Annotated in this window: 14 protein-coding genes and 3 pseudogenes; 12 read left to right on the top strand and 5 right to left on the bottom strand. The window is 45.8% G+C overall.

Translation table 11 applies throughout. The features are described from left to right. The first annotated feature begins 178 nt into the window (after positions 1-178). From QUA02_RS21055 to QUA02_RS21040, 4 genes and pseudogenes are all read left to right on the top strand, one after another. Positions 179-391, top strand: a pseudogene (locus QUA02_RS21055) (helix-turn-helix domain-containing protein). Positions 392-412: 21 nt separating this feature from the next. Further along, complete coding sequence (locus QUA02_RS21050) at positions 413-982, top strand: hypothetical protein (RefSeq protein ID WP_333030354.1); 570 nt, start codon at positions 413-415, stop codon at positions 980-982. Continuing rightward, positions 979-1,566 carry a hypothetical protein gene (locus QUA02_RS21045; protein ID WP_333030353.1) on the top strand — a complete coding sequence of 196 codons (588 nt, stop codon included), beginning with the start codon at positions 979-981 and terminating at the stop codon, positions 1,564-1,566. The genes QUA02_RS21050 and QUA02_RS21045 overlap by 4 nt, the downstream gene beginning before the upstream one ends. A gap of 240 nt (positions 1,567-1,806) precedes the next feature. Continuing rightward, a complete protein-coding gene (locus tag QUA02_RS21040; protein WP_333030351.1) occupies positions 1,807-2,187 on the top strand; it encodes a hypothetical protein in 381 nt (126 codons plus the stop codon). On the opposite strand, the gene QUA02_RS21035 is transcribed toward QUA02_RS21040, so the two are convergent. From QUA02_RS21035 to QUA02_RS21015, 5 genes are all read right to left on the bottom strand, one after another. Then, positions 2,184-5,372, bottom strand: a complete 3,189-nt coding sequence (locus tag QUA02_RS21035) for a CHAT domain-containing protein (protein WP_333030350.1) — start codon at positions 5,370-5,372, stop codon at positions 2,184-2,186. The two genes, QUA02_RS21040 and QUA02_RS21035, sit on opposite strands and share 4 nt — an antisense overlap. A gap of 80 nt (positions 5,373-5,452) precedes the next feature. Further along, on the bottom strand, positions 5,453-6,130 hold the full coding sequence (locus QUA02_RS21030) for a DNA-binding response regulator (RefSeq protein WP_333030349.1): 678 nt from the start codon (positions 6,128-6,130) through the stop codon (positions 5,453-5,455). 338 nt (positions 6,131-6,468) lie between these two features. Continuing rightward, positions 6,469-7,740 (bottom strand): FAD-dependent hydroxylase, encoded by a 1,272-nt coding sequence (locus tag QUA02_RS21025; RefSeq protein ID WP_333030348.1) that lies wholly within the window; start codon positions 7,738-7,740, stop codon positions 6,469-6,471. Between the two features lie 245 nt (positions 7,741-7,985). Then, on the bottom strand, positions 7,986-11,498 hold the full coding sequence (locus QUA02_RS21020) for a PAS domain-containing sensor histidine kinase (protein WP_333030347.1): 3,513 nt from the start codon (positions 11,496-11,498) through the stop codon (positions 7,986-7,988). A gap of 641 nt (positions 11,499-12,139) precedes the next feature. Next, on the bottom strand, positions 12,140-13,267 hold the full coding sequence (locus QUA02_RS21015; RefSeq protein ID WP_333030344.1) for a protein kinase domain-containing protein: 1,128 nt from the start codon (positions 13,265-13,267) through the stop codon (positions 12,140-12,142). A gap of 282 nt (positions 13,268-13,549) precedes the next feature. On the opposite strand from QUA02_RS21015, the gene QUA02_RS21010 reads away from it, so the two are divergent. The 8 genes and pseudogenes from QUA02_RS21010 to QUA02_RS33685 form a co-directional block, all read left to right on the top strand. After that, positions 13,550-14,713, top strand: coding sequence for a DUF4347 domain-containing protein (locus QUA02_RS21010; RefSeq protein ID WP_333030343.1), 1,164 nt, complete (start codon positions 13,550-13,552; stop codon positions 14,711-14,713). Then, complete coding sequence (locus QUA02_RS21005; protein ID WP_333030342.1) at positions 14,710-14,985, top strand: hypothetical protein; 276 nt, start codon at positions 14,710-14,712, stop codon at positions 14,983-14,985. Before QUA02_RS21010 ends, QUA02_RS21005 begins: the two co-directional genes overlap by 4 nt. Before the next feature lie 27 nt (positions 14,986-15,012). Further along, a pseudogene (locus QUA02_RS21000) lies at positions 15,013-15,411 on the top strand (ISAs1 family transposase); the annotation flags it as partial. 507 nt (positions 15,412-15,918) lie between these two features. Further along, positions 15,919-16,254 (top strand): hypothetical protein, encoded by a 336-nt coding sequence (locus tag QUA02_RS20995; RefSeq protein ID WP_333030341.1) that lies wholly within the window; start codon positions 15,919-15,921, stop codon positions 16,252-16,254. Between the two features lie 366 nt (positions 16,255-16,620). Next, positions 16,621-17,445 (top strand): alpha/beta fold hydrolase, encoded by an 825-nt coding sequence (locus QUA02_RS20990; protein WP_333030340.1) that lies wholly within the window; start codon positions 16,621-16,623, stop codon positions 17,443-17,445. A 114-nt stretch (positions 17,446-17,559) separates the two neighbouring features. After that, positions 17,560-18,309, top strand: coding sequence for a glucose 1-dehydrogenase (locus QUA02_RS20985; RefSeq protein ID WP_333030339.1), 750 nt, complete (start codon positions 17,560-17,562; stop codon positions 18,307-18,309). Positions 18,310-18,584: 275 nt separating this feature from the next. Continuing rightward, the gene (locus QUA02_RS20980; protein ID WP_333030338.1) at positions 18,585-19,931 is read left to right on the top strand and encodes a dihydrolipoyl dehydrogenase family protein; all 1,347 of its coding nucleotides are present in this window, start codon (positions 18,585-18,587) and stop codon (positions 19,929-19,931) included. A 692-nt stretch (positions 19,932-20,623) separates the two neighbouring features. Continuing rightward, positions 20,624-20,728 (top strand): annotated as a pseudogene (locus tag QUA02_RS33685) (transposase family protein); the annotation flags it as partial. Positions 20,729-20,849: the final 121 nt, after the last annotated feature.

Genomic DNA, 20,849 nt, shown 5'->3' with positions numbered 1-20,849 from the left:
AACAACTGTTGACAGTTTTTACTGTTGGCAGTTGTTTTGTATTGAGTGGTTGTTCTAGAAAGTCGATCGAGTTTTAGATCGGATTCTCGAAAACTCGATCGAACTAAGCATTCTTTAGCTGTCGATCGACAATTGTGTTTGAATTAAAAACATAGATACTTATCGTTTGTCAAGTAGAATGGGGTTAGTTAGGTTCCGAATCCGAGAGTTTGCTGACGAAAAAGGATGGACGCTAAAGGATGTTGCCGATCGATCCGAGGTTCCGTAAAGCACAGTCAGGCACTATGCTCGATCGGAAGGACTAGCAACGGTTGATATCACATCTATTCAAAAAATAGCTCGCACGCTGGATGTTTTGATTGAAGAGTTAATGGATGTTGTCAAAGAATAATAATGAGAATGGTGTTGGATAGTGCCACAATATTTTGGGGAGGCTAATCAGAAAGAAATCCGTCAATATGCAGAAATTATCGCCATGACGGATGATGTATATAAAATTGCTAATTATCTAGAGATTTCTGAACAAATTATCCGCCAAGTAAAAGAACACATATTTATCAAGGAACACGAGCTTGACATTCCCAATGATGAGACAAATACTATTAGTCATGTCCGAGGTAATTTTACACCCGATGGTGAGATTGCTGATTTATGGATAAGTGCAAAAAATGGTGAGCTACAACCGAGAGAACTTAGCAAGTTTAAACGGTTGATAGCCCATGAGTATATAGAGCAAGCACTAATGGCCGATGGACTTCCTTATCGATCGCCTAAAGCTTGGATAGAGCATCCCATGTATGGTTTTGGCAACTGGCCAACCCCGGATAATTTCGGAGCACACGATATAGCTCCTCATACCAGCAAGCCCAATCCATTTTCCCACTGGGTTAACATAATAGGTAAGTCAGCGGAAGGACTGATGCTTGCGGACAACCTCTCGAATATTGATGAGTTGCTTGAAGCTATTAGAGAAAGAATATGACTGCGAAAACAATTACCGACACTGCACTAGAGCGAATTTTAGCAATTAAATGGGAGCCAGACGATAGTCGCGTTAACTCTCACATTGCCCTTTTGCGAGAATACTTGAGACGTGCTGCGCTGTGGGCCAAGACTTTAGATTGTACAGATGAATGGCCGTTTTTTGATGTGGCTGCTCATATTGATTCTCTAGATGCCGATGAAACTAAGGTTAAAGTGCTTAAGACTCATTTCACAGAGACACCGTTTTATGTGGCGGGTATTATTGAGAAAACCTGCGAGTGGTTCCTTCATTGGGATAGCGCGAAAAATTCACCAAAAGTCAGTGAATTTACTCTACCGGAACCCTACGAACCGCTAATCCTAATGTATGAACGCGGTGGCATATTCTCTATGGAGCATGGATTTTTTGATTTTGCTGTTGGGGGTTTTCCTAGAGGTAAATGGCAGAAATACGACCAAATCATGCCTTTGTTGAAACTAGATGCGAGAACTTTAGATCGACTAGATATTGATTCGGGCGATGGGTTGAATGCAATTAACCCGAAAGCAGAGGGAGATTACACATCAATAGAGCGAGGTTGATTTTCGGAACTAGGCAAACTTGTCTGCGCGGATGATGGTTTTAACACTTTACGAGCAATTAGCCAAGCAACTCCTCCCAAGACTCCACCGCCTAAGCAACTAACTATAAGAGAACTAAACAAGGGATGAAGTTTCTTTGTTTGTGTAGCCGCGGTTTCAACCGCCGGGTTTCTACACAAAAGAAGTACAATAATTATGGCAAAATAAGAATTACTCATTTATTCAATCGCCATTATCCCAATGATTACCGTTACCCAAGCCGAAATTGAGCAGTACCGCTCCCAATTACAAGAATATCCCGATGCTCTAAAAGAGCTTGATGTACTTGAAGAGTGTGAAGGCGATTTAGAATATGCAGCCGAAACCTTAGCAATTAAGTCAGGAGAATTAGACAACGATCTAGATGCAAGAAACCCAAATGAGCCTAGCTGGTTACAAAAATTAGCCGATAAAGTACGTCCTCATATTTGTACGCCAGCCTTTAAAGACGTATTGAGTCAAGGTTTTGCTTTTGCATTGGGTTGGCTAATAACTGTTGGCGTTTACCAAGGAGTACCATTAACACTGGTACTTATTTACATAAGCAGGAAAAATTTGGACAAGTTTTGTCAGGATTGCTAAACGCCGATCGCAGTGAAGCCAGCCCAGTAATGAGGTTCAGCAAAAGGAAACGGTTTGCGGTTTACTGCACCATCCAGAGGAGCATTAACAAAGCGTGTGCGTTCTTTTTTGGGCAACAGTTTAAATGTTTGATCGATTTGCGGTTTGAGGCATTTTAATAATGCTTCAAGCCCCTCTGAGGTCAGATTCCGCAGCCATTGTTGTGCCTCATTGAGAGCAGTAACCGTTGATAGAGTTTCTAGGTTTTGATAGAACCGAATCAGTAACAAAGTGCTGGCGAGTTCATCTACTTTCCAAAGGGTACTGACCATACTAGGGCTACCTGCTAAGAGAAATCCGAAAGGTAAGCCAATATATTCATCGCTGGTTCTGGATTCTGTCAATCCAGTTTCGCAGGCGGAGAGAGTGACAAGACGACATTGATTTAGGTCAAGATTAAAGATTTCCAACAGTGTCAAACGTTCTTTATTGGCGAATACCAGGGATGATTCCAAAGGCGAGTCAGGCTCGAACTTGCCGTGACAACCGAAATGGGCGCAGTTGGCAAAGCTGAGTTTCGCCTTTAGAATTGCGTTCTTATTAGCATCATCTTTTGCCAAGAAATCATTAGACTTGAATTTGTGACGGATGTTAGCGGCTTGCAGTTCAAGTAAGTAGCGGTCTTTGGTAGGATTGGCAATAGCAAATAGGTGAGAAAAATTAGGGCGTTGTCGCTGTTTCGCCTGTTGCAATAGTTGACAACTGGGGGCATAGCTGACTCCACCAGGGAATAAGTCGAGAAGGCACGATTCGGATTTGAACAGGGATACAGTGATAGAAGAATCGATTTCATCGGTGCATCCGCTTTCAAAATCCCTTTTGTGGGAGATTGGCAACGCATGAAGGGGGAAAAGATGCAGGAAGCGATGGGGAATTAAAATCAGTCGATCGCACGGTTTCGGAATATTCTTTAAAATCTCATCAAGATGCAAAATCTCAGCTAGGTTTTGGAGGCGGGAGGCTAGTTTTTGCTTCCATTGGGGTTTTATCTCTTTGTACTCTTTTCGATACTCGTTAGCCCAATTTACCAAGGCTTGAAAGTCTGCTTTTGAAGATTGCCAGATTATTGGTGTTGGGGATTGTGGGGTGATGATGAAAGTTAGAAATTTATCGCCCATGATGTACCACTCAAGAATAGCGGTGTTTTCACCTGTCAGAGTTTGAATGTCTTTGTAGAGGATGGGCTTAACTTTTTGGGTTAGGCTAAAATCACGATCGATTGGTGTAATTTCATGAGCAATCAATTCATCGAGTTGTTTACGCAGTTTGGTGAGATGAGTAAAATCGCGGCTAGTGGTTAGGCTGTCGATTGTGAGGCTGCGTTCTCCCAATATTCTGCCACCATTACTGTTACGGTTTATCTGTTCGATTTCCAGTTGTCGCTGTTCGGCCTCAATTTCTCGACCGAGGCGCGACAATTCGTTGAGAACAGTTTCGGGGATATTGCCTTTAGGTTTGATGTCACGGTTGGCCAAGAGTTCTACAAGGTTGCGGGCTTTGCTGCGTTCGGCATATTCCACAGCTTCGGTGTAGCGTTGCAGTTCGATGCAAACTTCTACCATGCCCAGATAGAGTTGATTCCATTCTTCGGCTAATTTCTGTTTGGTTTCATCCCCAGATTGAATCTCGCCCCGTAAAAATTCTACTGTTTCAATCGCTGCGGCATAGGTATCATAAGCGAGTTGCCATTGCTGGTTACTTCGGTGAAAATTACCTAAATTAGATAAAGTCTCTGTATGTCGTTGTGGGAAAGCCTCGCGAGTTCTAATAGTTAAAGCATTGCGATAAAGTGCGATCGCCAGTTCGATATTCTCTGCTTTCTCTCCCCTAATTCTGTCACAGTAGGCATTTGCCAGATTATTTTGCGTGTCGGCCCAATATTCGGGAAAGGCATCGCGGGTGCGGACGGTTAATGCAGCAGTGTAAGATGCAATCGCCAGTTCGATATTCTCTGCTTTCTCTCCCCTAATTCTGTTAGGGTAGGCTTCTCCCAGATTATTTTGCGTGCTAGCCCAATATTCGGGAAAGGCATCGCGGGTGTAGACGGTTAATGCAGCAGTGTAATATGCGATCGCCATTTCGATATTCTGAGCTTTCTCTCCCCTGATTCTATCACTGTAGGCATTTGCCAGATTATTTTGCGTGCTAGCCCATTTTTCGGGAAAGGCATCGCGGGTGCGGACGGATAATGCAGCAGTGTAAGATGCGATCGCCATTTCGATATTCTGAGCTTTCTCTCCCCTGATTCTGTTACTGTAGGCTACTGCCAGATTATTTTGCGTCATAGCCCAATCTTGGGGAAAGGCATCGCGGGTGTAGACGGATAATGCAGCAGTGCAAGATGCGATCGCAACTTCGATATTCTCTGCTTTCTCTCCCCTGATTCTGTTACGGTAGGCAATTGCCAGATTATTTTGCGTCGCCGCCCAATCTTGGGGAAAGGCATCGCGGGTGCGGACGGATAATGCAGCAGTGTAAGATGCGATCGCCAGTTCGATATTCTCTGCTTTCTCTCCCCTGATTCTGTGACTGTAGGCTGCTGCCAGATTATGTTGCGTCGTTGCCCATTTTTCGCTTCCGAGTTCCCAATTACTTAAAAGTATTTGATAACCGGTAATGGCAATTTCAAGATTATTCGCTCTTTTCCCCAGCGGAAATTTACTAATATGATTACTCAAGTTTCCAATGAGGTCGAGAATTAATTCAATTGCTTCGGGATGTTCGGCAATTAAATTCTGGGCCACTTGCTGTAAAATCTCGGCAAAACGGTCATTGAGGAGATGTTGCCGCCCGGCCAGCATGGGGTAAACTACTTTAATATCGCCCTTGCTTTCTGCTTCTGCTTGCAATAAGTCTCCGATAAACTCTAAATACTCTTGGGGATTTTCACCTTCAGAGTTATCGCTATCTCCCTCATCATTCATCCCCAAGAATTGCTCTATCTGACTGGCAATATTTCGTAAATAATTAGCCTGATTTTCCTGTCCTTCCTCTGCCAACTTTTCTGCTACTACCTCGCAAACTTGCAGAAACCCCGAATCTACCAATTCTAAGTTAGCCTCTAAAATCTGCTGTTTCTCACCTTTGGGGCAATTCAGAAGTGTCTCAATCAATTGCAGATAAGCTTGGGCGCGGGTTTCTTCCATTGTGGGGAGTTGTCAGTAACACCGATGTTTATTTTATCACGATTGGTGGTTTGGCGGTTGACGCTCCCCCGTATCAATTTCTACCCCATCCCGAACAAGTAATCGAAATTACCCTCTCCCACAGAGTTTTTAAGCGTATTGATAATTTTCCTTGTATTATCGTGAGGCCCTTCAATATAACAAGGTTTTCCATTGCGACCGAATTTCAAGCCAATTTCGCTGGTTGATTCTCCTAAATGAGCCTTCGACTGCTCGAAATCGCGATGCGGTTCAAAGCCTAATGTTTTGGCATAAGCGATCGCACCCCAAACCAGGGCTTGTGCTTGTTCTAAACTAATCTCCTCGTACTCTTGCATAAACTGCGAGTAACAAAGCTGAACGAAATTTTTATATTGGCTATCGTTGCAGTTACGTGGCGGGATGGTATCCTTAACTCCCAAACACCAGTAGTCGATCAAATAAGAGGCTGCAACAAAACGATTGTATCCCTTGGAACGGGTAACCACCACTAAACCCAAACCGCTCGTTTCAGGGGTTTCATTCCCCAACAATACCTTCGCAAAATTTACATCCACGAGACATTGAGCAACGGGCAATAACTCTCCTTTTTCGGCGCTAGCGAGGGCTGTTTGTTCTGCATGAGATTGAATAAAGGTACTGACTTCGGATGCTTTCAATCCTAACTTTCGGGCAATTTGTTTGGGCGTTAATTGGCGATCGCGCAGGTTGAGAATTTCTTGTTCTTGTTCGGGTTGCATGGTTTGTCTATTGCCGTCAGGGCTGGGTTTGAGCTGAGTGGATCATTGTACCGCGTTTTTGCGACCAACTTCGTAACATTGCAAAGATTGAGAAAAAAACCCGGTTTCTTTGATGGTGCGAGTGGCGAGAAACCTCGGTTAGCCCGATAGTCCGCCAGGGGTTGAAACCCCTGTCTCATAGCGAAAGTCCTCTGAAGAGGACTAAAGAGTTTTTCATTTTTATCTCGGATTTTCAGTCGGTTTCAACCGACTTTCGCTATTAGCCAGGGGTTTCAACCCTTGGCGGTTGTGGCAACACCGCTAGAGTGCAAGCAACATAGGAAAAAACCGGGTTTCTTCTAATTTTTGGCTAATTCTGGCGGCCGCCCCATCAAGCCTGTCATCAAGCGCAAGGCTAAAAACCTCACAGGCGGAATTGTCCGCAAACACCACAATCCAAAGCGGCGAAATGCTACAATTGGCAGCCAAGTATTAGAAAATAATCTGTCTAGAAAATCGGTAAATCCTAACACGATTAAATTCTCTTTTTTGCGCCAGTTGTGATACCGTTTCAATACTCGCAAGTCGCCGATGTCTTCGCCTTTTTGGTGCGCTTGCTGCAAGATTTGGGCGATCGCCCCTGCATCTCGAATGCCCATATTCAATCCCTGGCCGCCCACGGGATGGCAGCAGTGGGCCGCATCCCCAATTAGTGCTAATCTGGGCAAAACGTAGCGATCGCTCTGCATTAACTGCACGGGAAATAAAAACCGCTCGCTCTCCAATTCCAAACGCCCTAAAAGCCCGCCCGTGCGCTGTTCCAACAAAGTCAAAAACTCTGTTTCATCCATTTGTTGCAAAGCTTTCGCTTCCGCGTGGGGTGCTGTCCAAACTACTTGACAGCGGTTCCCCGGTAATGGTAAGACTCCCATCGGGCCGCTCGGCCAAAAGCGCTCAAAAGCGATATCGTTGTGCGGTTTTTCTGCTTTAATGGTGATAGCAACGCAGGATTGCCAGTATTTCCAGCCGCGAGTGGTAATGTTTGCTGCGGTGCGGATGCGCGATCGCGAACCGTCGGCGGCGACTAATAATTTGGTGCGAATTGTGCGAGTTTCACCGTTTTGTTTTACTTCAATTTCGGCGCAATTAGTTAAATATTTTACCTGCAATACTTCGGCGGGACAAACCCAACTAAAATTCGGGTTTTTTGCCAAAGATTCGTACAAAGCTGACAGCATGACTCGGTGCTCGCCAACGTAACCTAAAGCTGCTTTTGGTACGGGCAATTTGCCAGTATTTCCCAAGTCTGGGCGGTGGAATTCGACGACACCGGGATAGTCGCCGTCGCAGAGGCTAATTTGCTCGAAGGTGGTAATTTGGGGCAAGATTTGTTGCCACACCCCGATACCTTCTAAAATCATTCCTGATAGTAAGGTAATTGCATAAGCTTGTTTTTTTGCTGCTGCGACTGCGGGGAGTTGGGTTTCGATTATGGCGATTTTTAAGCCGGAATCTTTTAAGGCGCTGGCTAAGGTTGCCCCAACTATGCCGCCTCCGACGATCGCGATGTCAAAGTCGAGTGTCTGTGTTTGTGTGGAGGCTGTTGTTGGAGAAAGTTGGTTTACAGGCATTTTCAAGGGAGGTTGTCAAAGTTAATTGGATTGTTACTTTTTTATTGTAAAGAATTATTTCGATTTAGGGCAGTTTTGAGCCAGAGTCATATCAATTCCGGCTGGGCCGGAATGATATAGAGGACACGGCAGTGCCGTTTCCCTACGATTAATCTGGCGCGCAAGAAACGGCACTGCCGTGTCCTGATTTCGGGTAATATTAATTCCGATGCCACCGGATTTGATATCAATTCCTGGACTAATGATTAATGAGTACCAACTACTGCTAATTGATTATTTTCGGAGACTGGGGGCGGTACTTGCTGGCAAAGGGGAATCTCGATGACAAACTCTGCACCCTCTCCGGGAACGGCAAAACACTGGAATTTGCCTCGGTGTTTTTCAACTATAATCTGATAGCTGATTGACAGTCCCAAGCCTGTGCCTTTGCCGACGGGTTTAGTAGTAAAAAATGGATCGAACAATTTGTGAATAACTTCTTGATTGATTCCCATCCCGTTGTCGGCAATCCGAATGGTTACTGTGTCTGAATTAACACTGGTGCTAATCCGAATTGTGTTGGGGCGAGAATATATTTCGTTTGAAGAATGATTGCTGTTGTACTCTTCGAGGGCGTCGATCGCATTTGCTAAAAGATTCATAAATACTTGATTGAGCTGACCTGCATAGCACTCTACTTTTGGGAATTTGCCGTATTCTTTGATAATCTCAATAGCTGGACGAGCTGTATTAGCTTTCAGCCGGTGCTGTAAAATCAACAAAGTGCTCTCTATTCCTTCGTGAATATCCACTAGCTTCATCTGCGATTCGTCGAGTCTGGAAAAGTTGCGCAAGGATATAACTAAGTCGCGGATGCGATCGGCTCCTACTTTCATTGATTCCAAAATCTTCGGAAAGTCTTCCATTAAGAAATCGATTTCAATATTTTCGGCTGCTTCTGCAATTTCCGGGAGGGGCTTTGGGTATTTTTTTTGGTAAAGGTGGAGTAAATCGAACAAGTCTCTGGCGTATTGGCTGACGTGGGTGATGTTACCGTAGATGAAGCTAATCGGGTTGTTAATTTCGTGGGCGACGCCGGCGACTAGCTGCCCGAGAGAAGAGATTTTTTCGGTTTGGATTAGTTGAGTTTGAGCTTGGTGCAACTGGCGGACAGCTTTTTCGAGCTGGGCTGCTTGCGATCGATACTGTCCCTCGGACTGCTTGAGTGCTTCCAAAACTTCCACCCGATCGCTAATGTCGGTGTAAGTTCCCACCCATTCGCGAACGCTGCCGTCGGCTACTAAAACTGGAACTGCGCGCACCCAGAAGTGTCTGTAGCTGCCGTCTGCGGCCCGCAAGCGGTGCTCGATTTCATAGAGACTTTTTGTTTCTATGGCGCGCTTCCAACCTTGTATTGTGCGATCGCGGTCTTCTGGGTGTACTGCTTCTATCCAGTTGTCCCTCATCTCTTCAAAGCTCATGCCCGTATAAGCTATCCAATCAGGCTGAGGCCCTTCGGGGATTCCGCTAGCGTTTGTCATCCAAACCATCTGTGCGGTGGCCATTGCCAGCGATCGGTATCTTTCCTCGCTCAGACGCACAAATTCTTCGGCTTGCCGGCTGGCTGTCACGTCGCGCAAAATTGCTGTGAATATGATTTCGCCTGCAACTTCGAGTTTGGAAATAGAAGCTTCGGCGGGAAATTCCGTACCGTCTCGGCGGCGGGCGAAAATTTCTTTGCGGTTGCCCATTTTTCGGGCTTGTTTAACGCCGCCGCCGAAATTGCTGACGAGGTGGCTGTGAGGGGCGGCAAAAGCTTCGGGCAACAGCAGGCTCAGGGATTGCCCGATCGCCTCCGCCGCCTCCCAGCCAAAAATCTGTTCTGCGCCTCGGTTGAACAAGATAATTTTTTGGTTTGCATCTACAGAAATAATCGCATCGTCGGCAATTTCTACAATGCCGGCGAAACGAGCTTGAGACAGTTGCAGCGCTTGTTCAGCTTGGAAGCGATCGCTGATGTCGCGGGCGATCGTCGAAATGTATGCGAGTTTGCCGCCCGGTGCGGAGTGGGAGATGATAACTTGGCTGACGGGAATTTCGAGTCCCGATGCTGACACGAAGGCTGTTTCTCCACTCCAAAAGCCCTCGGAAACAGCGGTGGCGATCGCTTGATTCAAAGCGCTGCGGGCTGGCGCTGCCGTGAATTCTGCAACTGGTCGGTTGGATATATCTTCGTTTTCGTTTATACCCACCATTTTTCTGCCTGCTTTGTTGATGTAAACGGCGCGTCCTTCGAGGTCGCAGATACCTACAAAATCCGGTGTTGCTTCCAGAATTGCTGCCAGAGTGCTGTTGGCGATTTCGGCTTGTTTGCGATCGGTAATATCCCGCGCGATGCTAACTATACCGATGATATTTCCTTGCCCGTCCCGGTAAGCGCTTTTTGTAGAAAGAAATGTCTGGAAATTGCCTTTAATTGGCAGTTCTTCTTCGATAACTTGCGTTTTTCCCCCTGTCACGATCTGGCGATCTGTTTTCCTAATATTGCCCGCAATTTCCGTCGGAAATAACTCGCTGTCATCTCTGCCGATAATGTCGTCTGCAGACTTGCCAATTATACTGGCTCCCGCAGCGTTTAGCATCAGGTAACGGCCCTGAATATCTTTGACAAATAGGGCTGCAGGCGTACTGTTGATGACTGTCAGCAACAGGTTGTAGTTGTTTTGGAGCGCCTGCTTTGTTGTTTGACTGTCGAGAATTTGCTGCTGCAATTGCTCGTTGGCGAGTTGCAGTTGGAGAGTCCGTTTCTCAACTTTAGTTTCTAAGTCTGATTTAGCTTTCCTCAGTCCCAGTTCCGCTCGATAGCGCTTCCGGTCGGCGGTGCAGAGAGTTTTTGCATTCTGCCAAATCAGAACTGTAAAAATAATCACGTTTAATACGCTTAACAGCGATATCCCTACCTCCGGCGTATAGGCTTGTAACCGCTCTCCCGATATGATGAAATAACCCACTAAAGGCGGGATAATAATTGCCTGCGGCAACAAGCGCCTCGCCATGATGCCGCCCGCGCGATCGCTGGTAATTACTGCTATCAATCCTCGGTCTGGACTGGCCAATAAAATGCCGAAGCTCAGCAACATAAATGCTGCGGACGTGTGCAAAGCCATGCCTGTATAATCGCCAATTCTGTAAAATAAAGCTTTGCCGTAGATGTAGCCTATCAAACCCAGAAATGCAATTAAAAATGCACAACAGCTTAAGATTTGAACCCGCAGGTATTTAGGGCGGCGTTCTGACAGCAGCAGCAGGGCTGTTCCCAGCAATAAAAAAGCAGCAGCAGTATTCGGTGCCATGCGTCCTGGTGTTCCGGGGCTTGTCAAGGTGTAACTTTCTTTAAATAGCAGTTGGTCGATGCCTAAGTCTAAATTAAAGCTATATTGAACTATGGTTAAGAAGGTAATTAATATAAGAAAAAATGAGCAAATAAAATTTAAAAATGTAGTGATTTTTTGATGCTTTATTGCTGTTGATTCGGCGCGCCGTCTCTGTTGGATGAACAGAGAAAACCCGCCCAAAATAAAGCAGACCGCAGTATTGGCTTTCATAGTCACCAGTCCGGGCAGAATGCTCTTTAAGAGTTGCAGATCGAATATCCAACCCAAAATGACTGTACAGCCGATCGCGATTACTGCAATACTAGCTTTTTTGGAAAAAGGCTGGACTTTAGCAATTGGGGTTGAGGGCCTTTGCACTTGTTGCGATCGTTCAAAAAGTTCCAATTTCTCGCTGCCTCAATTTTTTTTTGTTGTTACCTATTGATGGTAACAATGACACTAAGCTTTTAATGTTTCCAGCTATACAAAAGCGGCTTAAGAAAATATTAAGCCACTATTGTCACAGACAATACTTGATGCTCGCTCTAAGTTTTCTGAAGGCATCAATCTGGGAAATAACCGCGATGCCCGATTCAATCCACCGATATAAGTGTTTTTTACTTAGTTTAGGGAGGGGCAATCAGAGCGGATTTTGAGCGGGGCGGGTTTTGTACCGAAATTGTGCGTAAAATGTCAGCCGCTTTTAGATTTTAGAATGAAAGAGCAGGGATGAATCCGGGGAGAAATAAAAAACATGGTGGGAGCATCCCATTTTTGCTTTCAGATCCTGGACGGTTGCATCAGAATAATATATTTGGATCGTATTCAGTGCGAGCGTCTCGCTCGCGATCCCTACCGCGAGCGAGACGCTCGCACTCCTAAAAAACGCTTTTTACCAAATTGGGATGCTCCCAACATGGTATCGGATCGACCGGAGAACGGATTTATTCTTTCGCAGACTCAGGACGGGGTTAATTCTTCAATTCTTCAATTCTCCAATCTAAAATCTCAAATCTCAAATCTCAAATCGATTGACGGATTCGAGCTTATTTTCCCAAATTTTGAAGTGCTTCCAAAGCTTCGGTTGCTGAGGGGTAACGCTGGGGGAAAGCGTACAGCACCATCTGGTCTAAAACACGAGCCAACCCCGGGGTGACAGTTGCATTTTTCTGCCAGATGAGATTGCCTAAATTATCAACTCTGAGTTGTTTCGGCTGCATCCCTGTCAAGGCTTGAATCCCGATGATACCGACAGCATAGATGTCGCTGCAAAATTTAGGCGAGCCGATGGCTTGTTCGGGGGGAATGTAGTCTTGCTGAGTGCCGCCGCGCGATTTCGTTTGACCAGTGCTGTTTTGTGAAGTGTTAATTTCTTTAACTGCTCCAAAGTCAATTAATACAATCTTGCTATCTGATGTTCGCCTGATTAAGTTTTGAGGGTGAACGTCGCGGTGAATTACATCTTGTTTGTGAACGAATACAAGCACTTCCAAGATATCTTTCAACAAAGCAATAACCTGATGTTCTTCCCAAGGTTGACCTTCGATTAGTTCTTGATACAGGGGCTGCCCTTCGATGAATTGATAGACTAAATAAAAATATCCATCTTCTTCAAAGCGAGCTAACAATTCCGGTATCCGATCGTGTTTGCCCAATCGATATAAAACCCGCGTTTCTCGATCGAATAGCTGGCTGGTTCTCTCACACTGGTTTTTCAGGCGCTTGACGAGGCACAAAGGTCGATCGGGCAAATTCTCATCTTCAGCCAGATATGTATCGCTGTACTCGGTGCTGACTAAATGTTCTCTGATTCGGTAACGCATCCGCAGCAGCTTTTGCAAGAACACATTTACAGATTTAGCAGGTTGTGTGCCTTTTTCTACAGCTCTCATCATACAGTCCCAAAGATTTGCTCCGACTACTCTTTCTTCTGTTTCAATAATTCCTGCTTGCTTCAGTACCTTGGTGAGGTCTTTCCACAAGTTGTAGCCGACGTAGCGACCTAGGTAGCACACTGTGTAGCCGCGGGCGATCGGATCGTTTTGCTGAATTTCTTTGTACGTCAAACCCCCTAAAACGCCTTTAATTATTGACTGCTGCAAACGAGTCAGGTGTTTTTCCGTTTGTTCGTATACAAGATCGTCCAAAAAAATTATTGCTTCTTCTACCGTCATAGTTTCAGGTGTTAAGTGATTGGTACAGGAGCCACGCATTTTTCTATCGCTAGATTCCTGTTATACAGGATTTGATTTAAGTTTGATAGCTTTGCCTACTGATTGAAATATATTTTTACAAATATGACTTTTATGACTTTAAGTTATGACTTTTATGAATTGACATCATCCATAGTTTCGATAATTATATCAATGACAACTTTTAATTAGGGAATACATTCCCGGATCGGCCATCGCAAATTTGACTGTACCCAATTTCAGCAAAATATTTAGAGGTGTATCATGGCAAACTCAATCACTCAGACAATTACAAGGTCGATCGCATTTATCGACAGTGCCGTACCCGAATCCCAAACCTTAACCAACGGCATTAACCCAGAAATCGAAGTCATTCAACTAGATGCCAGTCGCAGCGGCGTCGAACAAATTGCCGAAGCCTTGCAAAATCGCAGTGTCTCAGCAATTCACATAATTTCCCACGGATCGCCGAGCTGCTTGCAATTGGGCAGCAGCAACTTGAATGCAGACAGCATCGAGTCGGATGCCATTTCCTTACAGCAGTGGTTTGCGACACCAATTAGTGCAGAAAATTCGCAATTTCCAAGCCCTAGCGCAGAACAGATTCAACCAGAAATTCTGCTTTATGGCTGCCAAGTAGCAGCAGGCGACACAGGTATGGCCTTTGTCAAAAGGCTGAGCGAACTAACCGGAGCCAGCGTTGCCGCCTCCCAGAATCTGACAGGAAGTGCAGCCAAGGGCGGCGATTGGGAACTCGAAATCAAAACCGGAAAAATCAAAACACCTTTAGCCTTGAAACCAGAGGTATTGGCTGCTTACAGCCACGTTCTCTCACTCTTTAAAATTAATGACTACGATCCAGAAATCTACGTCACCAATATCACCGCCGGAGACTTTAACGGTGACGGTAAGCCTGACGTAGCCACTATGGATCTTTTGTCAAACAACATTGGCATTCTCTTTGGAAATGGCAATGGCACATTTAACTTTGGCCCCAAAATTAATTTAGGAGTAGCTCCTTACGACTTTGCGGCAGGAGACTTTAATGGTGACAGCAAGCTTGATTTAGGCATTACTAACTTGAGTTATAAAAACTTTTCTGTCTTATTAGGAGACGGCAAAGGCAGCTTTAGTCCGGCCACCAACTTTGATTTGGGTTCATCTTTCACCGGCGTCTTTTGGGGAGAGTTTAACGGCGATGACAAGCTTGACCTAGTTACTCGTATTTTTTTTGGTGTTCAACCATTGCCAAGAGAAACAATCGCTATGGACGGTAAAGTAGTAAGAGGTTCATATGAGGCAATCAGCGATGATCCCGCATCTGGATTCGTAAGGATTCAGGTCACTGAACTCCTTGCTGGGCAAAGACTTTATATCTGGAGCTTGATGCTAAATAAATCTCTATTCTCAATAAATGACAAAAAATGACAGTTTTTCGTCCTTTATTGACAATAACCACGAAAGACAAAAACCCTTGTTTTGCCCTAAAACCCTTGCCAGACAAGCGTTGGAGCCGCAAGTTTTTAGACCTGAATCCTTACCTGGATTCACATCCAGCTATTATGCTGGTTAGCGCCTACATTGTTGAGCGGGGCTTGATTCTGGAACCTTATGAGGTGGATTCAAAAACAAACGAAATCACAGCAATTCCTGCATTTATCGAACAGATGGCAGTCAAGGGCGTGGTTTTTTGCCTTTGATGCCATTAGCACCCAAAAAAAACACTTCAGGCGATCGTTGACAGTGAGAATGATTGCGTGGGTGCGCTCAAGGGCAACCAATCTGGATTACTAAAAGCAGTCAAAGGCTGTTTTAAATCACAACAGAGCGCTCAAAAAATGAACAAAGGTCATGGTCGTATTGAAAAAAGGACAGTGAGTATTACACAGGATTTGACAGACCTTCCCAAATTTCCTGGACTCAAGACCTTGATTAGAGTTGAATCAGAACGACAAGTATATCGTGCCAACATCATCGAGTATGCCACAGAAACCCGCTATTATATAGCTTCATTTGTTGATACAGCAGAAGCTTTTGGAAAAAGAATCCGTGGTTATTGGGGAGTAGAGAATAAAGTGCATTATGTACGGGATGTGACCCGGCGTAGAAGATGCTTCACGGATTAGAACTACCCCAAAGCGTGCAAATCTGGGCAACGGCCCGTAATTTTGCACTCAATTTATATCGAGAGTATGGATTTCAGAATATGGCTCAAGCTCAACGACTTGCTGGCTTTGGTCTTAACACACTCAAGGAATTATTTAGAATGAAATAGCCCTGGCCTCGAACCCGTCTTGAAGCAGGGCGATTGTGCCTGGATTTTTTCCAGTTGGAATCCATAGTTGGGCATTAAGAGTAGAGAACAGCGTAAAATACTCACCTATGAAGCGATGGACAATTGTTTCACAGTTATGCTTTGTGCTAGTCGCACGGGCAATCCTTCAGTTTTTTACAAAAAATATCACCCACAACTTGATACAGCGTATTCCAGGTTTGTGAAGTGTAGGGACACGGCACTGCCGTGTCCTGGGATGGGAAGCTCACGATAGGCGGGTGTACTTCATAAATGTGGAATCTGCTGTAAGTTGCGTTTGAACTCAAGATGGCATCCAAACCTACCAAGAGGGCTATTTATGTTCGTGACATTGATTTTTGCATTTGGCCTTGGGTTAGTGGCGGGACTGCGATCGCTGACAGCCCCGGCTGCTTTATTTCTGGCGCGCGGCGGCACGATCGGGATCGTTCTGGCTGTCCTGGCAGTGGCTGAGCTAATTGGCGATATGCTGCCGCAAATTCCCTCCCGCACCAGTCCCCCTGCGTTGATTGCTCGGATTCTTAGTGGTGGCATTGTGGGATGGTTCATCACTGGAGCAAACAGCAGTGTTGCACTCGTTGGAGCGCTCCTGGGTGTTCTAGGTGCTCGCTGTCGGTGCGTATGGTGGTCGGACGGTGCGGATAGCCGCCATTGAGCGGATTGGTGCAATTCCTGCTGCCCTTGTTGAGGATGTTGTCGCGATCGCTCTAGCTGCCCTGATCGTTACTCGTTGATGTCACAAAGTACGTAAGTCCTAAGATTAACTGGCATCTTAACTCAAAGAACTTGAGCGGTCTAAATTCAACCGAAATAGAAGAATGAAGACAACTGATTGAAAGGCGGATCGGCCACCTTCGCAAGCGATCGTCGGGTCATCAAAATAAGACTGCTGAAATCAGTTATGTATCAACTGATAAAGTAGTAATTGAGCGATAGGATACCGATCGCAGATGCAGTCGTCTTTACTATCCAAATCAGATACAGACTGGGAAACTATCAGCACAATTTACATAGGAGCCCCATGAGCACGATCGCTACTAAGGATGGTACGCAAATCTATTACAAAGACTGGGGTACAGGACAACCCGTTGTCTTCAGTCACGGTTGGCCGCTGAGTGCGGATGCTTGGGAATCGCAGATGTTTTTTCTCGCCTCGCACGGCTATCGCTGCATCGCCCACGATCGTCGCGGTCATGGGCGATCGAGCCAACCTTGGAACGGCAATGAAATGGACACCTACGCTGACGATCTGGCGGAGCTCTTTGAGGCGCTGGATCTAAAGGATGCGGTGACGATCGGACACTCTACCGGCGGTGGCGAAGTGGCGCGGTTTATCGGGCGGCACGGAACATCGCGGGTGGCCAAGGCGGTGCTAATGGGCGCAGTACCGCCGATCATGGTCAAGACGGAGGCGAATCCTGGCGGGCTGCCCATTGAGGTCTTTGACGGCTTTCGGGCGTCGTTTTTGGCTGACCGATCGCAGTTCTTCCTCGATGTGGCTAGTGGCCCGTTTTTCGGCTTCAATCGACCCGGTGCCAAAGTCTCCCAAGGTCTGATCCAGTCGTGGTGGATGCAGGGGATGATGGCCGGTCATAAGAACGCTTATGACTGCATTAAAGCGTTTTCGGAAACAGATTTCACCGAAGATTTGAAGAAGTTCGACGTACCGACGCTGATTATTCATGGCGATGACGATCAGATCGTGCCGATTGGTGCTTCTGCCCTGTTGTCTGCGAAGCTGGTCAAGAATTCGACTTTGAAGATATATCCCGGCGGGTCGCATAGCTTGGGGGACACGAGTAAAGACCAACTCAACGCCGACCTGTTGGAATTCCTCAAGTCCTGACTCGATGCGCGAATGTGAGAGATCACAGTTAAAGATCCGAACGGGTGCATTCTCGTAGGTTCGCAACCGTTTCGGACAGTTGGTTCAAACTCAACAATCACAACACTTATAACGATGAAAAAACTAGAAGGAAAAATCGCAGTCGTCACAGGTGCGTCTAAAGGAATTGGTGCCGAGATCGCCAAACATCTGGCAGCCGAAGGTGCAGCAGTTGTCGTTAACTATTCATCAAGCAAAGAAGGGGCCGATCGCGTGGTTGATGAAATTACCAGCGCAGGCGGTAAGGCGATCGCAGTACAAGCAAATGTTGCCAAAAAAGCAGAGATCGAACATCTTTTTTCAGAGACGCAAAAAGCATTCGGCAAGCTAGATATCTTGGTCAACAATGCTGGCATTTATGAATTTTCCCCACTGGAAAACATCACGGAAGAGCACTTCCACAAGCAATTTGACCTCAATGTGCTGGGATTGATCCTCACCTCACAACAAGGCGTAAAGCACTTCGGACCAGAGGGTGGTAGCATTATCAATATCAGTTCGATCGTCAGCACTCTCGCGCCCCCGAACGGCTCAGTCTATAGCGCTACCAAAGCGGCGGTCGATGCCATCACGAAGTCGCTTGCCAAAGAACTCGGTTCACGCCACATCCGCGTCAATTCCATCAATCCTGGCATGGTGGAAACGGAGGGTACGCACACAGCAGGAATTACTGAGAGCGAAGATCGCAAACAGATGGAAGCGCAAACTCCGCTGGGTCGAATCGGACAGCCGCAGGACATTGCACCTGCCGTTGTTTTCCTCGCGTCCTCTGATTCAGGATGGATTACTGGCGAAACGCTGTACATCTCGGGTGGGCTTCACTAGCTTTGACAGCGCTGCATTTTTCTCTATACGAAGTACAGCGCCAAGCTAAAGCATCCTAACCGCAGTCGGCACCATTCCATGCAAGGCATTGCTGATTTAGTAATGATTTAGCTATTTCAAAAGCAAATTCCTACGTAAGAAAATCATTACTTTTCAGCAATGCCGAATGAGGATGTGATAACTTAATCAAAACTTTATTTCAACGAGCAGAGAGTTTTGAACTTGGAGTGTGAGAGAGTTATGAAAGTAAACTATCCCCAAGGAGTTTAGCGCTAATGGAAACAGCAGATGTCATTGTCATAGGGAGCGGTCAAGGCGGCATTCCACTGGCGACTGATTTTGCCAATGAGGGGCGCAAGGTTGTCTTGTTTGAGCGGGATGCTTTAGGCGGTAGTTGCATTAACTATGGCTGCACTCCGTCCAAAGCGTTCTTAGCAGCGGCTCATGCAGCAGGTAGGGCGCGTCAAGCCAAGAAGTTAGGCATCCATGCGGAGGTTGAAGTGGATTTTCCCGCTGTTATGGAGCGAGTTCGGGGAATCCGCAGCGACTTTAATCAGGGGATTCGCAACCGTTTGGAAACTGCGGATGTCAAAGTGATTTGTGCTGAAGCTTCTTTTGTGGGTGAACGGACGGTCAAAGGTGGGGATGTCACCGTTCAGGCTCCTCTAGTAATTATTAACACGGGTACGTCATCGCTGATTCCTGAGATTCCCGGTCTGGCAGAAACTCCCTACCTGACCAACCGCAATTTCTTTGACTTGAGCACTAAACCCGCCCGTTTATTGGTGATCGGAGGTGGCTATATTGGCTTGGAATTAGGGCAGGGATTGGCGCGTTTGGGCAGTAAGACTCACTTAATTGTGCGGGGCTCACGCCTTTTAGATCGAGAAGAAGCTGATGTCAGCGAGGTCTTAGCAGAAGCCTTCAAGCAGGATGGAATTCAGCTCCATTTTGGGGTGAATGTAAATCAGGTTGCCTATGAGAATAATGTATTTAGTCTGACGCTGAGCAATAGTGAGCAACTTCAGGGAGAAGCTTTGCTAGTTGCGATTGGAAGGAAACCCAATACAGGTGCATTAAATGCCGCCGCCAGTGGGATTGAGTTAGACGATCGAGGGTTTGTCAAAATTGACGACCAGTTTCATACAACCTGTGCTGGTGTCTACGCGATCGGGGATGCTGCCAAACAGCCTGCCTTTACCCACGTTTCATGGGAGGACTATCGCCGTTTAAAAGCTATTTTGTGTGGAGAAAACCGGACGCGAGGCGATCGCGTTCTTGGCTATGCGGTATACACAGAACCCCAGGTTGGGCGAGTGGGGATGACGTTAGAACAGGCTCATAAACAAAGCATCAACGCGCGTGCGGTTACGTTACCTATGAGCCAAATTGCACGCGCGATCGAGTGGGGGCATGACCTGGGGTTTTATCGCATGGTAATCGACAGCGACACAGACAAAATCCTGGGAGCAACCCTAGTAGGCTACGAAACTGCGGAACTGGTTCATGTATTTTTATCCCTGATGGAAGCGGGAGCAACTTGGCAGTTGTTAGAGCGATCTGTTCACATCCATCCCACCTATGGTGAAGCTTTACCCAGTCTGGCACGGTTGCTGCTTTGAGATAATATGCCTGGGTGTCCGAATATATGAAGAGGTTTTATCCCACACTCGGCACTTCAAAATGTAGAATAAAATAGTGCCAAAAAAGAAAATCTCGATTGAGAGTTATTTTCGGCTAGCGAACTGAAGGTTGATTCCCGAATTTAAATTGAATGTCAGCTTCAGTTTATAGGCTGTTTAAAAGAGAGAAGACGTGGGGAGTTTCTTGAACTAAATGGTTAAAACGGAACTTACCCCCTGCGGGGTAGTTCCGCTTAAAGCTTCTCGGTCGGAATCCTAAGTTTTTGGCTTATATCCTTAAATAATTTCAACGAGTTAGTCTTTTTTAGCTTCTTTCAACCCTGTTCAATTTAAAAGCTTTCTGTGCATCACTAGACCTCTTGCACAAAAAAATATGCTCTAATAAATGGTTTGGCTTAAGTGTAGGAAATTGCAGGTTTAGCTGATTTTCAGGACATGATGCTAAAAACAGCATAAAATGCTAAAAAGGTGTTTTGTAGTTACACAATAAATCAATCATGAACAAGCGATTTTATCAAAATTTGAAACCGGAGCAATTTAAACGGAGATTTGGTGTCCAGATTCAAACGTTTAAAGAAATGGTTAACACTTGAGAGCAATTCCGGGAATGAAAATCCTCAAGATCGACTCTTGACGCCGAAGCGCTTTAACTCTTGAAGAACAAGTTAAGAGTGGCTTGGGAATATTGGCGAGAATATCGAACCTATTTTCCTATGGGGACAAATTGGGGAGTATCCTCTTCAACGATTTGCCGAATTGTAACTAATACTAATTCTCTAAAATCGTGCAACACTCTTCGACCCCCCCTAGCCCCCCTTGCAAAGCAGGGTGGATTAATTGTCAACGCAATAATGTATCATAGAAGAGGCAATCAGATATTACCATCGGGTAAGACTA

The sequence above is a fragment of the Microcoleus pseudofavosus SVA1_A4 genome, assembly GCF_036700565.1.
Lineage (GTDB): Bacteria > Cyanobacteriota > Cyanobacteriia > Cyanobacteriales > Microcoleaceae > Microcoleus.
Note: the sequence above shows the minus strand (reverse complement) of the source record. Positions and strands in the feature narration are given on the sequence as shown.